General features: G+C 67.4%; 14 protein-coding genes and 1 pseudogene. 9 read left to right on the forward strand and 6 right to left on the reverse strand.

Features of this window, described 5'->3' with window-relative positions:
• The first annotated feature begins 81 nt into the window (after positions 1-81).
• The 4 genes from ABZ855_RS45030 to ABZ855_RS45045 all read left to right on the forward strand — a co-directional run bounded on the left by ABZ855_RS45030 (position 82) and on the right by ABZ855_RS45045 (position 3,929).
• The gene (locus tag ABZ855_RS45030; RefSeq protein ID WP_360818760.1) at positions 82-1,281 is read left to right on the forward strand and encodes a cupin domain-containing protein; all 1,200 of its coding nucleotides are present in this window, start codon (positions 82-84) and stop codon (positions 1,279-1,281) included.
• The gene (locus ABZ855_RS45035) at positions 1,215-2,069 is read left to right on the forward strand and encodes an aldo/keto reductase (RefSeq protein ID WP_360818763.1); all 855 of its coding nucleotides are present in this window, start codon (positions 1,215-1,217) and stop codon (positions 2,067-2,069) included. Before ABZ855_RS45030 ends, ABZ855_RS45035 begins: the two co-directional genes overlap by 67 nt.
• 406 nt (positions 2,070-2,475) lie before the next feature.
• Complete coding sequence (locus tag ABZ855_RS45040) at positions 2,476-2,613, forward strand: hypothetical protein (protein WP_360818766.1); 138 nt, start codon at positions 2,476-2,478, stop codon at positions 2,611-2,613.
• Positions 2,614-2,624: 11 nt separating this feature from the next.
• Complete coding sequence (locus ABZ855_RS45045) at positions 2,625-3,929, forward strand: asparagine synthase-related protein (RefSeq protein WP_360818769.1); 1,305 nt, start codon at positions 2,625-2,627, stop codon at positions 3,927-3,929.
• A 67-nt stretch (positions 3,930-3,996) separates the two neighbouring features.
• Here ABZ855_RS45045 and ABZ855_RS45050 read toward each other — a convergent pair whose 3' ends face one another.
• The 6 genes and pseudogenes from ABZ855_RS45050 to ABZ855_RS45075 all read right to left on the reverse strand — a co-directional run.
• Positions 3,997-4,881: a GNAT family N-acetyltransferase gene (locus ABZ855_RS45050; RefSeq protein WP_360818772.1), complete on the reverse strand. Its 885-nt coding sequence runs from the start codon at positions 4,879-4,881 to the stop codon at positions 3,997-3,999.
• Positions 4,882-5,017: 136 nt separating this feature from the next.
• A complete protein-coding gene (locus tag ABZ855_RS45055; RefSeq protein ID WP_360818775.1) occupies positions 5,018-5,893 on the reverse strand; it encodes a phosphotransferase in 876 nt (291 codons plus the stop codon).
• A complete protein-coding gene (locus tag ABZ855_RS45060) occupies positions 5,890-7,371 on the reverse strand; it encodes a helix-turn-helix transcriptional regulator (protein WP_360818778.1) in 1,482 nt (493 codons plus the stop codon). The genes ABZ855_RS45055 and ABZ855_RS45060 overlap by 4 nt, the downstream gene beginning before the upstream one ends.
• A 103-nt stretch (positions 7,372-7,474) precedes the next feature.
• Positions 7,475-8,206 carry a haloacid dehalogenase-like hydrolase gene (locus tag ABZ855_RS45065; protein WP_360818781.1) on the reverse strand — a complete coding sequence of 244 codons (732 nt, stop codon included), beginning with the start codon at positions 8,204-8,206 and terminating at the stop codon, positions 7,475-7,477.
• Positions 8,207-8,208: 2 nt separating this feature from the next.
• Positions 8,209-9,225: an XRE family transcriptional regulator gene (locus tag ABZ855_RS45070; RefSeq protein WP_360818913.1), complete on the reverse strand. Its 1,017-nt coding sequence runs from the start codon at positions 9,223-9,225 to the stop codon at positions 8,209-8,211.
• 162 nt (positions 9,226-9,387) lie between these two features.
• Positions 9,388-9,720, reverse strand: a pseudogene (locus tag ABZ855_RS45075) (helix-turn-helix domain-containing protein); the annotation flags it as partial.
• 489 nt (positions 9,721-10,209) lie between these two features.
• On the opposite strand from ABZ855_RS45075, the gene ABZ855_RS45080 reads away from it, so the two are divergent.
• The 5 genes from ABZ855_RS45080 to ABZ855_RS45100 all read left to right on the forward strand — a co-directional run bounded on the left by ABZ855_RS45080 (position 10,210) and on the right by ABZ855_RS45100 (position 12,833).
• Complete coding sequence (locus tag ABZ855_RS45080; RefSeq protein ID WP_360818784.1) at positions 10,210-10,464, forward strand: hypothetical protein; 255 nt, start codon at positions 10,210-10,212, stop codon at positions 10,462-10,464.
• Positions 10,454-10,648, forward strand: a complete 195-nt coding sequence (locus ABZ855_RS45085) for a DUF2304 family protein (RefSeq protein ID WP_360818787.1) — start codon at positions 10,454-10,456, stop codon at positions 10,646-10,648. The genes ABZ855_RS45080 and ABZ855_RS45085 overlap by 11 nt, the downstream gene beginning before the upstream one ends.
• A 123-nt stretch (positions 10,649-10,771) precedes the next feature.
• Entirely contained in the window at positions 10,772-12,055 is a 1,284-nt protein-coding gene (locus ABZ855_RS45090) for a sensor histidine kinase (protein WP_360818790.1), read from the forward strand.
• The gene (locus ABZ855_RS45095) at positions 12,052-12,480 is read left to right on the forward strand and encodes a roadblock/LC7 domain-containing protein (RefSeq protein WP_360818793.1); all 429 of its coding nucleotides are present in this window, start codon (positions 12,052-12,054) and stop codon (positions 12,478-12,480) included. The genes ABZ855_RS45090 and ABZ855_RS45095 overlap by 4 nt, the downstream gene beginning before the upstream one ends.
• Positions 12,477-12,833: a DUF742 domain-containing protein gene (locus tag ABZ855_RS45100; protein WP_360818796.1), complete on the forward strand. Its 357-nt coding sequence runs from the start codon at positions 12,477-12,479 to the stop codon at positions 12,831-12,833. The genes ABZ855_RS45095 and ABZ855_RS45100 overlap by 4 nt, the downstream gene beginning before the upstream one ends.
• The last annotated feature ends 2 nt before the right edge of the window (positions 12,834-12,835 follow it).

A 12,835-nucleotide genomic window follows, 5' to 3' on the forward strand; every position in this document is an offset into this window, starting at 1 on the left:
ATCACGAGCGCACTACCGGGAACCGACGAGCGGCCCGCGGGAACATTCCGTGAGCGGATCACACCCCGACGGGAACATTCCGTGAGCGCTGACATCGAGCAGGCGCTGGGGTGGAGCGGCCCCGCCGGTCTCGGAGGACACTTTGCCCGCGGCAGTCTCACGGACACCGCACTGCTCGAACGAATGATGACACCGCAACGGCTGCTGGACATGACGATGCGGCGCAGTCTCGCGCACCCGCAGTTCCGCATGTTCCGCGACGGCGAGGAACTGAACCCGAGCCGGTACCTCAACCCGGAAGTCAGCCGCCGCGGCCAGAGCGTCGACATGGTGGGCACGAGTCTCCTGGGAAGCCTGCTCCGCGAGGGCGCCACGATGGTCCTGGACCAGTCCAACGTGTTCGACCCCACGATGGAAGTGGCCTGCCGGGCTCTGCAGTGGTGGTCCCGCGAACACGTCCAGGCGAACATCTACCTCACCACGAACGAGGCCGCTGGCTTCAAGCTCCACTGGGACGACCACGACGTCGTGATCATCCAACTCGCCGGAGACAAGGAGTGGGAGGTCCGTGGGACCTCACGCCCCTACCCGATGTACCGCGACGCGGCACGCAACGACTCTCCAAGCGAGGAGATCGTCTGGGCCGGCACCATGAAGAAGGGCGACGTCATGCACATCCCGCGGGGCCACTGGCATCAGGCCACCCGCAATGGAAGTGGCTCCGGGCAAAGCCTGCACATGACGCTCGGATTCGAGAAGCGAACCGGGGTGAACTGGCTGTCCTGGCTGGCCGACTGGTCTCGCGAGACCGAGATCTTCCGCCATGACCTCGACCGATGGGGCAGCGCGGAGGAACAGGAAGCCCAGCAGCAGCAACTGGCCGAAGCCGCGATCACTCTGATCGGATCACGCAGCCCCAGAGACTTCCTTGCCGCCCGTGAGCAGGAGGTCGTTCCGCCCCGGCACGTGCCGTACGTCGAATTCTTCGGCCCCCTGACGTCCGTTGTCTGCGTTACCAACTTCCCGCCGCGCATTCTGGAGCGCGACGACGCGGTCGAGATCATCGCGGCCCGCAAGAAACTGACCTTCGCGGCCAAGGCGCTCCCCGCCCTGCGGCTCCTGCTGAGCGGCCACCCCGCACATCTTGACCAGGCTGCCAGCCAGGTCGGTGTCGAAGTGGAGCATGTCGCCAAGATCCTGACGGAGGAAGAGTTGTGCGCGCCCCTCACCCCCGAATTGTCCTCGGGCTACACCGGTCTCGTCACCAGCGCCGTCAACTGACCAACGCGCTCGACCTCGGCATCACCGCCATCGACACAGCTTTCAGCTACCGCGGGTTCACCTCCCACACGACCCTCGCGGACGTCGGGCGCGGATTACTCAACCGTTTCACGATCTCCACCAAGGTCGGCTTCTTCCCTGAGCCGGGTGGGGCCGAGCACTCACTCGACCCGGCAAGCTTGCAGGGGGCTCTGGAACGGACGAGCCAGACCTTGGGCCGCGCGCCTGACCTCGTCTTCCTTCACAACCCGGAGCGCACCCTCCGGGAGAAGGCTGCGCCCGACGCCCTCGCCCAGGCGTGCGCCGTACTGGAAAATGCTAGGGACACCGGGCTTTGCGGGTCCTGGGGCGTCTCCACCTGGGACCCTTCTCCGCTGCTTGACGCGATCGACCCCGACATACCCAAGCCGGCCGTCCTGATGGTCAGGTGCGGCCTACTCGTAGGTGTCCAGACACTACGCGCCGCAGAATCGCTCGCTCATCAGTGGAGCGATCACAACACCCAAGTCTGGGGCATGAGCCCCTTCAGCGGAAACACACACGACCCGATATGGAGCAAGTTCGACGCCCGGGTCTTCCTGCGAGACCACCCGAGCCATCTCACCCAAGTGCAGGCGGCCTTCAGGACCGCCTATCACCTGCCCAAGGTGAGCGCTGTCGCAGTCGGGACCGACGATCCCGTCCACCTGCGTGAACTAGTCGATGCGCTGAACTTCGAGGTGGACGAACAGACGATTCTCCGGTATCGGGGCCTTCTGACGGACCAGGCAGCGGCAGGACACTCATAAGCAGGAGGACGGTTCGCCGTCATCGTGGGGTTCCGGCCAACCGTGCATGCTCCGCATCTCTCGACTCCCCTCAGAGCCAGATGCTCCTGCGCGGCGCTGAACTTCCCCTCGTTGCCGGTGCAACGCGACCTTGGCCCTGGCCGTAGAGAGCGAAAATTCATTCGAGGGGCGACTGGCGCCGGTGCGTTCCGAGCGAGTACAGCGGCAACCGCGCCGCCCTGTTCGGCGGCTGCCACGGTCCGTACTGGACTAGAGAGTCCCTGAGCCGCAGAGACTCATTTGTGCCCGCTGGATCACCGGAGAGATATCACGGTCGTGATATGCGAAGTCTCCGCGTTAGGAGCAGGGTTAGGTGGTCACACTGAGAGATCGTCCGGCAACAGCTAGATGAAAGGAGAGGGTGTTCGTGTCGACGAAGTCCACGCCCGGAGATGGGCAGCACGGCAAGGGCAGCAAGGGCCTGCCGGTCGGCGAGCCGCACCGCAGTACCATCGCGTTCGTGAGGGACCTGGCCCGGGGCGTGCGGGCTCTGCGGCGCCGGTGAGTCTGCTCCCGATGTTCGAGGACGGGGCCGGTCGCAGGTCAGCGGATCCGGTGTCTCTGGTCGGCCCCGTTCCCGTAGTCGACCTGGAGGCCCTCGGTCTATTGCTCGCACCGCCGGCGCTGCTGGGCGAGTTTATCCCCCGAGCACCGTGGAAGGGTGTCGAGCGCATCACGGCCGAGGTTCCGAACCCGCTGCCCGGCTCGCTTCCACGCGCGTTCGCCGAGGCAATCGAGGTACTGACCGCAGACGCCGAGGCGATCGGCGTGCTGGTCTCCGGCGGCCTGGACTCCCTTGCGGTCCTGGTGCATGCGCTGCGAGCCGCTGAGGGTCGAAAGGTGGTTGCATTCACCACTGACCTGCGTGATGACGCCGGGGGTAGCGCCGCCACGGTGGTGCAGCGGCTCCTGGCTGACCTGGAGCTGCCCGCCGAGTTGGTGGTGCTCGACCCGGCGCGCGACCGCGCCGAGCCGGTGTGGTCTGCTGCGGGGCCGCGGCTGGACGCGCTGCCCGAAGTCAACGCCGCCGCAGCGTTGCGTGCGGCGGAGCTGGGCTGCGGGGTACTGCTGTCCGGGGATGGCGCGGACGAGCTGCTGGGTGTTCCCCGCTTCGCCACCACCGCAGTGGCGGCCCGTCATGGGGTTCGAGCCGCTGCTCGGTACGTGGCCGATGTCACCGGTTCGGGCCCCGGCCTGCCCGGTGAACTGGCGGGGATGGTCGCTCGGCTACTGCCCCGCACACTGCGGGCGCGGGCCTACTGGGCGGCGAACTGGCCCGCCTGGTGCGACCCGGTCGCCTCGGTGGTGCTCGCCGAGCCGTATCGGCATGCCGCCACGATGTGGGCTCGCCGGTGGGTGGACACGCAGGTCGCCGGGCACGCGGCGGCCGGGCGGTCATGGGCCGAGGCCGACGCATATGACGCTGTCTTCCCCCATGAGGCGATCCCGCCCGCCGGCCCCGTCCTGGAGGCATCGCCATTCCTGCATGAGGCGTTTCTCGCTGCGGCCCTCGCGCTGCCGCTCGGCGATCGCTACCACCCGGGCCTACCATCGGCCTACTTGCGCTGCAAGGCTCAGGTGGTGCGGCTGCTGCCGGATGGCGCGCTGCCGGTGCTGCCGAGGCGCAAGCAGTACTTCGCCGCGGCGCTCGCTGGGCAGGCCGCCGCCGGGCAGCGGGCGCCACTGTGCGTGGAAGCAGGGCTGGTGGACCCGGTCGCGCTCGCGGCCGAGACCGATCCCGCCATGCTCCTAGTCGTCGCCGCGCTGGAGCGGTGGGTGGCCGGGGCCAAGGAGATGGCCAGGACCATCAGGATCGGATGATCTCCGCAGGCCAGGAGATGTGCGCCGCGCGGTCAACCGTACCGCGCCCTTCCCCGGCCCGTGTGCCTCAAGGGCGGCGGGTGAAGGAGAACAGCCGGTCGACTTCCCTCAGGCCGGCCCGGTCGTACATGCGGTTAGCGGCAGTGCGGTCGCGCTCGCTGTCGCCGGGTGGGGCGTCGTCGTCGACATAGAGGATCACCTCGTCGGCGCCAAGCCCGGTGAGCAAGTCCAGGGCGGAGCCGAGCAGGGCGGGGCCGGTCCCCCGTCCTCGGGCAGCGGGAACGACGCTGATCCACCACAGCACGCCGGCCCCGGCCACGGGGCGCCCGATAGTGGCCTCGGCAATCACCTCCCCGGCATCGCGGACTTCAAGTCGCTTGCCCGGCGGGTCCTCGATCTCGGTCACGGTGTAGCCGTCAGCGTGAGGCAATCCGGCGATCGGCAGCGGGGCGTGCATGTATCGCCACAGGTCGCGGTCGGTGAACCCGGCCGCCTCCAGGGCCCGGCGGGTCGCCGGGCGGTGGCGCGATGGTAGGCCCTCCAGCCCGTGGGTGAGGGCGGAGGCGAACTCGAAGGCGTACACCGTGCGGGGGCCGAGCCGGTCGAGCGCGCGGGCGATCAGGGCCTTGGCGAGCGTTTCCTCGTCTTCGAAGCAGTGCAGCCACAGGATCAGCCCCGCCCCGTCCGAGGACCGATGCGCGTAGGAGACGACACCCAGCACCTCGCCGGCCCCGTCGTGGACGACGTCCGTGGCGGGCGGGTCCAGTTCGGCCCACCAGCCGCCGTCCACCGGGGAACGGCCCGCCAGCGCCTCGGCAAGCATGTCGACGTTCGCCTCGGGCTGTCCGGGCAGACGGTCGGCGTTGACCAGGGCGAGCACTGCTGGCTCGTCCTCCGCCGCGTATGGCCGCACGGACAACTGCGTCGCCGAGCCGGACGATGTGATCGCCACGCGGGGTGCCTCCCTGGATTTCGTGTCTTCTCCCAGCCTGCCCTCGGCGGCGTCCGTGCGCCAGCACAATGCGTGAGTCGAGCAGCGCACGGCCCGCCGGAGCGCGGTGGCCTTCGAGCCCATGCTCTTCGCCTTTTCACGCGGGGCTCCATTGAGCCTGGACATCCTCGTTCCTGAGCGTCTCGATGCGGTACGACAACTGCCGGGCAGCAGCAGTGTCTCCTCGGTCTGCACGCCGAATGAAGGATCCAAGTGTGTGAAGGTCACGGATTTCGCAGACCACCGAAAGGCCGGACCACTGTCGGATGTCGTGGCCGTATCGCTCACTGAAGCTATCCAGTTCTCTGACGGTACGCCCGAAGCGAACTCCTTGGAACGTATTGGCCAAGTCGACCTCACGTGGGCCGAATGCTGCCTCGTCCCAGTCGCCGAGTCTGACGCCCTGACCGTGCCAGAGGGTATTGCCTGGATATGCGTCCCCGTGGATATGGCCGTGCCCCAAGGGGAAGTCAAGCTTTCCGAAAGCGTCCAGGAGTTCTTTCCTTCGCGCCGTCAGCCACTCTCTCTGGTGCGGAGCCAGGTACGTACTGTCGCCCACAGCGCTCTTGAACGAGGCGAGTGGCCGGTACATCGGCAGTGACAGAGGTGGGGACGGCAGGTCATGTAGGACCCGCAGAAGACCACCCAAGCGTCCAGCCGGCGGCGCGTCGCGCTCAGGCTGCGGGTAGTGCTGCCAGAAGGTGACAACGTACTGGCCGTGTGCCACTGGCTGCGGGACGTTCGCAGGCTCCGTCGCCGGGAAGTCATTCGTGACCAGCCAGCGCGCCAGTGATACGGCGGTTTCGAGGCGCTGTTGCTGCGAGGCTGGACTGACGCGCACCACGACGCCTTCTGCAGCAAGAAGGAACACTGAAGTGGCGTGGTGGTGAAGGTGCGTGAGGGAACGCTCCGCCAGCCCTAACGTCCGGCAGGCCATGCGTGCGGCGGACTCGGGAGAGACCGTCAGTGTCATGAGGTGAGGGCCTTCGCTCTCGTGTCGATCACCTGATAACCGCGGGTTGCGTCTGCAAGGTCGCGGACGGTCCGGCTTCGGGCGAACCGAGGTTCTTCCAGAAGCCTAGCCACTCCCTGGACAGCGTCACCGAGCTGTCGGATACGACGCTCCACCGGCAGCTCCAGAATGGGCTGGAGCTGTTCGCCAGCTCCCTCGATCTCACCGGTGGCGATGCGCGCGGTGACGATGTCGAGGCGCGCGAGGGCTTCGTCGCCGTACGACCGCTGTTCCTTGGGCCCCATCTCGTACAGACCGATTGCGGCGGAGGCGTGCCTCTCGGCTCTCTCGTGCTCGCCGAGGAGAGCGTACGTTCCGCCGATGTAATACTCCTGCTTGGCTTCCGGGAAGGTGAGCAACCCTCCGAATCTGGAGAGGCCCATCGGGTCTGTCGGCTGCTCGCGGGCACGCTCAAGTTCCATCAGCGCGGCCAGTGCCGTATCCCGATCTCCGACGCGTGCCGCAGCCCTGGCCCCGATCGCCGCGGTTCTGACCCGGGTCTCGCCTACGGGGACGAGCCGAATCGCCTGTTGTGTGTACTCCAGGGCGGTGTGCGGGTGCGTTGACCACTCCGCAATCAACGCGGCTGTGCCCTTGACCCATGCCCGAAGATCGTCGTGACCAGCGTGCTCAGCGAGAGTCCCGGCTGTCTGGAGTTGGGCGACAGCGGAGTCCTGGTCGCCGAGATTCTGTGACGCGTGCGCGAGGAGCAGGCAGCTCGTGCCGGCGAGAAGATACAACTCGCGGGTTTGGCCCGGAGGCTGGTGGCCGCTCAGCAACGAGAAGAGTTGGTCTCTCGTCGACAGCAGATCGTGGAAGAGCGGGTACAGCGGAGCGTGGACGTAGTCCGTCGCGATCCGAGTGATCCTGGACTCCAGCACCTCAAGCTCAATGTCGCTCACGTTGCTGTGAGTGACCACTTCCGCGAACCGTCGCGACTGGGCCGCTGCTTTCGTTGCGAGCTCGTAGAGGTCCGCTGCCCTCTCGCCGGTCGTTGCTGGGACATCGACGCCTAGCCGTCCTGGGCGCGGGAAGGGCAAGGGTGTGAGGGTGGCGGCATGATGCTCACGGAACGACGGGGGGAGCAGCGCATCGGGTGTTTCGATGCCGTTGAGGAACCTTGCGACTTTGTCGAGGTTCGTCAGCCGGCGGGTTCCCGCTTCGAGCATGGACAGGAAGCCCTGGCTGAGTCCCGTCATGTGAGCCATGTCCTCCTGGCGGAGTTTTGCCCGCTCGCGGATGAGACGGCTCGCTCGCCCGAAGTCCCAGGCAGAGATGGCAACTTGGACTTCCGGGTCACTCCAGACGCTGTCCGGAACGAGGTGTTGAAGACGGGGGGTGAGACGTCTGTCGCGTGCGCACGTGGCGCACCGGTCTTCGTCGTTGTACTGGCTCAGACGGCATTCGCAGTCGACGCATACGCGAGTGTGCCTTGGCATTGCACCCCCGTTTCCTGTCTGCGCCCGACAGCGTATGCGGGGTACGCGCGCGCCGGTATCACTCATGTAATACGTGCAGTTGAGGGCCTCTCCGGAACAGCTGTCATCGGGAGTGATTGCGGATCGCTGCAGTAATCGCGTCCAGGAGCTGCGGGACGCTTTCGAGATTGTCGAGGACCAGATCGGCGCCGGCCGAGGCGAGTTCGTCGGCGGTGGTCTTGCCTGACGCGACTCCGATCACAGGAGCACCACCTTCGAGCCCGGTGCGGACGTCTTCGAGGGAGTCTCCGATGATGACCGTGTTGGAGCGGGTGAAGACGGTCCCGTATTTGGCCCGGGTTCGCTCTTGCGCGACGGCGACGAGAGCCGGCCGGTGGTCGTTGTCCGAGGAGTACCCGCCGACCTCGGTGTCCAGGAACTCGTCGAGGTCGAACGCTTTGAGCTTCAGCAGCGCGTTGGGTTTGAGATTCCCCGTGACGACGGTCGGAACGTAGCCGGGTTGTGCGTGTACTGCCTTGAGCGCGGCCACGGCGCCGGGCAGGAGTACACCTTGCTCACGAAGGTCGTCGGCGTGCGCGGCCAGGCGCTGCGGCAGGAGTTCGACCATGCGCGGCACCAGGCCGGGGACGTCTGCCTCCGGGACGCCGTTGTCCAGGAGCAGCGATCGAATAGCGAGGGGCATGGTGACACCGGTGCCGCGGGCTGGAAGGCGTTTCGCGGGGCGGCCGACGATTTCGGCGAAGGTCTCCCGGTACACCTGACGGTCGATGTCACCGACGTACAACAGGGTACGGTCGATGTCCCACAGCACGAGGATCTGCCCGGCGTCGGTCACGTTCAGCTCCCTGTTGACGTCATGGCGGCGCGTCGCTCCAGTACGTCCTGAGCGTACGGGCTGTGGGCAGCGGGCCGGAGTTGTTGGATCATGCTCGTGACGTGGCTGTCGAACCGTGCTGACTGAAGCGTCGCTGCGAGGTCGAGGACCTCGTGTGCCGTGGTGCAGCCGGCTTCGAGGTCGCCCTGCTCGATGTGGGCGCTTGCGGCGCGGGAGAGGAACAGGCCCCTGGTGCGGTGGTCCGCTGGGTTGAGTGCCTTCCGGGCCTTCGCGAAGCTGTCGACGGCGCTGCGGGGGTCGCCGAGGTCGAGGTAGCAGCTGCCGGCCTGCCCGTGGATCTCGCCCTCGTTGACCCAGTACAGCCAGTGTGGGTCGTGCTCCGAGCGTCCCTGAGCGCAGAGTTCAGCGGCCTTCCCCAGCGCGGCGAGTGCCGCTTGGCGTTCGCCGAGTTTCGCGTGCCCGCGGGCCTGGCGGGTCAGGAGCATCGCTTCGAGCGCGGGCGTGCCGAGCTTCTTGATCCTGGCGCGTGCTCGCTGTGCTGCGGCGACAGCGTGGTGAGGGGCTCCCGTGGAGTACCCGTGGATGGCGATGTAGGACAGAGCGCCGGCACCGAGCCGCAGGTCCTGCGACGCCTTCGCGGCGCGGAGCGCTGCGTACAAATAGGCGAGGGGACGTGCGCGGTCGCCGGAGTCGAAGACGAACCATCCCGTCTGGGTGGCGGTGTCGGCGGTGATAGCCGCCAGCCGTCGTCCTGTCGCCTCGTCGTACGACGTCTCCTCCAGGAGGTGCTTGAGGAACTGGAGGTGGCGGTTGCCGAGACTTGCGAGGGTTCCGCTGCCGTCGGACGCGTCCATGGTCCGCAGGTTGTCGGTGGTGTGCTGGAGGCCGTCGAGCAGGTCGCTGGTGAGACGGCTTCCAGCTGCTGCATGGTGGAGAGGCTCTGCTTCGGCGCTGTCCCACCCGTTGACGAACGAGGTGAGCGCGATGCCGCTTGCGGTGAGGAATCGTCGGCGGTCCATTTCGCTGCCTCCTACCGCTGTGTCAAGTGCTCCCACCATACGAGCCGTTGTCCACGGCAAAGTCGGGTCCGCGTCACCGGCGAACTGGGTCGGCGGGTCCTCCGTCGCCGGGGCGGAAGAATACGAAAGAGGCAGGATAACCAAGTTGCCGGGTACACCCAAGCCTGTGAGGTATTCGACGATTTTGTCGATGTTGGTGAGGCGGCGAGTGCCTGACTCCAGCATCGACAGGAATGGTTGGCTGAGACCGGTGAGCCGGGAGATGTCGTCCTGGCGGAGGCCACCGCGGAGGCGGATCAGACGGCTGGCGCGGCCGAAGTCCCAAGCCGAGAGCGCGCTTTGAAGCTCAGGATCGGACCAGATGTGTTCAGGGACGGAAGAGGAGTGTTCCTCCCGGATTTGCGAACGGTCACAGGCTGCGCAAAGAGTGTCCCTGTTGTACCGGTTCAAGGAGCAGCCGCACCGATCACAGCGTCGCTGTGCCTGCTGAAGCACTCTCTCCTCCTCTGAGGACTCGGGTGCGGCTCACCAGCTCTTTCTGAACCGGAATCACCTTAGTGATATCACCTGCGGAATGTGCGTAATCGCCTTTCGGTGAACAGTCTTGGGCATCAGCCAACGTCCGTGTGACAGCCGTCGCTTGGGCCAGAAGCTGAGTCAGCGCGTCCGGACGTACAGGAGATACCGGTGATTGCCTCCCCAGGGCGAGTGGAAGTCGCCTCTGATCCGCCCCTGGCCCAGTGGCCGACTCTGTCTGCCCGGCGGCATGACGAATCGTGGCCGCGTCGCCAGCCCTTCTCTTCGGAGCCACCGTTGCTGTCCCCTGCACAGACCGAGCTGTCGTGGAGGATTCAATTCGCGGCGCGTCCGCTTCCGCCGCTCGGCGCGGTCGACGTCGTGCAGGCGGGACTGCGGGTGGGGCTGCGAGCGGTTGAGGAAGTACGTGAAGAGGGGCTTCGTACCGGCCCTGTCCTCTGCTGTCTTATGCACTCCCTCGTCCATATCCCGGTGGAGGCGGACACGGCGTACCGGTGGCACGTTCCCCAGACCCTCTGCCGTCCCGGTGTATGGGAGTGCTCGACCGACAACCAGCGCTCACGGTACTCCAGCTGTGTGGGGGCCTGGCTGCTTCCCGCCAGCGAGAACTACGGGCCCACCGACAGCGACGCCCTCTTCCACCGGCTCTCCAGTACGCGTTCCGCGGGCGCACGCAACTGGGGTGTGCGCTATGGCAGTTAGCGTCTCCGCCGTCGTCCTTCTGGCAGTGATCACGTTCTTGCTCGTCAGGAAGGGCGGCCTGAAGGCGGGGCACGCGATTGTGTGCGTCCTCCTCGGCTTCCACCTCGCCAGTTCTTCGGTCGCCCCGACGATCAGTGATGCCGTGTCGAGCCTGGCCGGAATGATCAGCAAGCTCAGTTTCTAGACACGCGCCAGGGACACGGACGTGCAGACCCAACTGCTCTTGCCTCCCCTCCCCCGTTGCCCCTTCCCCTTCTCGTTCTCTCTTCGAGGTTCCTTCATCATGTCGATTTCGGAGACGTTGCCGGTGGCCGTGGCCGTCGGTACGGCCGCCGCCACGCTGGTCGGTACGCCGCTCTACATCCGTGCCCGGGGCCGTTTTAGGCGGCTGCGGGCCGAGCGGGATGCCGCTGACCAGGAGAACGCCCGGCTGAAGGGGTGGGCGGCGGAGAGCGAGCATCTGGTGACCGCCCGCCTCCCGGCGTTGGTCACGCACCTCGCGCATCCGCACGTCCCCGTCCCGGGTCTGCGGGATCGCGCTCTTGCCGGCAGTTCGATGGATGTCGCCCACCGGCAGGTTCTGGACCTGGTCAGCCGTGCCGTGGCGGCGGAGCGGGAGCGGGTGGATGAGGCCGCGCAGGCGGTGATGCGCGGTGCGACGACGGTTATCCAGGCCGCGAGCTACCGGCTGCAGACTGAGATCCGGGAGATGCAGTACCGCTTCGACGATCCGCTGATCGCCGAGACCGCGATGGGGCTGGATCAGCTCAACGAACAGAATCTGCGCCGTATTCAGGCGACTGGGGTGCTGTGCGGGGCGTCGCCGGGACTGACGCGTGCCGACTCGTCACTGGGTGACGTGTTGAAGGGGGCGCAGTCCCGGGTGCGCGCCTACCAGCGGATCACGGTCAGCAACCATCTGGCGCAGCCCCTGGGAGTGGTGGCGCGGGCGGTGGAGCCGGTCGCTGTCACGGTGGCGGAGCTGATGGCCAATGCGGTGCACCACACACACGGCACGCTCCCGGTCGAGGCCAGCTGCCATCAGGTCGAGTCCGGGGCGTGCGTCGTGATCGATGACGCCGGGGTGGGCATGAACGCTGACGAGGTGGCGTTCGCCACCCGGCTGCTGTCCGGGACGTGGCCGGTCATGCTGACCGAGCTGGGTGATCCGCCGCGGGCCGGGTTTGCGACCATCGGCCGTCTGGTGAAGCAGTACGGGTTCTCCGTCTCCGTCGACAAGCCGTCCCCCTACGGCGGGGTGCGGGCGGTGCTGTTCCTCCCCGGCCATCTGCTCACGCTGCTGGACGAGCAGGCGAATCCGCCGTCGGCCATGGCGCCGGCCCCGCGCCGCACCGCCCCTCCCGGCCACGCCGTGGCGCCGGACTCCGGCGGCGATGCCGTGCTGCCCCGCCGTAGGAGGGTCCGGAGCCAGCCTCCGCAGCCTGCTCCCTCGGCGCCGGCTGCGGTTGCGGAGCCGGTGGATGCCCGGACGCCGGATGAGGTCGCCTCGACCTACAGCGCGTTCCAGGCCGGCACCGCCTCGGGCCGCGCTGCCGTCACCGCCGATCACGATGAAGGGAACCTGACGTGAGTGCCCCCAAGTCTTCTCCCGCGGCCAAGGACATGTCCTGGGTGCTGGACCCGCTGCTGGACCTGCCGGGCGTGGTGCACGCGCTGGTGCTGTCCGCGGACGGCCTGATCCAGGGTCATGACCCGTTCCTGGACGGGGATGCCGCTGAAGGTGCGGCCGGGATGATGTCCGCGCTCCAGGGCGCGGCGCGGGCGGTGGCCCGTGAGCTGTCCGGTGAGGCCGGTGTCCGGCTGCGTCAGGTCGTCATCGACGCGGACTGCGGTTTCGTGTTCGCGATCCCGGCCGGGGAGAACACGGTCCTGGCGGTGTTCACCGAGCCGAAGGTCGACATGGGGCTGGTCACCCATCACATGCAGATCCAGGTCGCCACTCTCGGCACGAAGGTCATGAACACGCAGGCCCGGGACAGCGGCAATCCGGCATGACGGCCCGTCGCGAGAGCCGGCGTCTGGTGCCCGAGTTCCTGGCGACCTCGGGCCGGGCCCGGCCGACCCGCAACACCCTGGACCGGCTCACGGTCCTGTACGCCACCGGCGAGAGGGTGCCCGACGGCCTTGAGCCGCCCGAGCGGCTGGTGGTCGAACTCGCCCTGGGCCGGGCGGTGGCCCTGGCCGAGGCCGCCGCTCACCTGCGTCTCCCGGTGAGCATTGTCCGGGTTCTGGTGTCCGATCTCGTGGACAGCGGACACCTTAAGACCCGAGCGCCCATCCCCGCCGTCCAGCAACAGGAAAAGCAGCTCCTAGAGAGGGTGCTCCGTGGACTTCGCGCCGTCCGATGACG

The sequence above is a fragment of the Streptomyces sp. NPDC047042 genome (assembly GCF_040644035.1).
GTDB lineage: Bacteria > Actinomycetota > Actinomycetes > Streptomycetales > Streptomycetaceae > Streptomyces.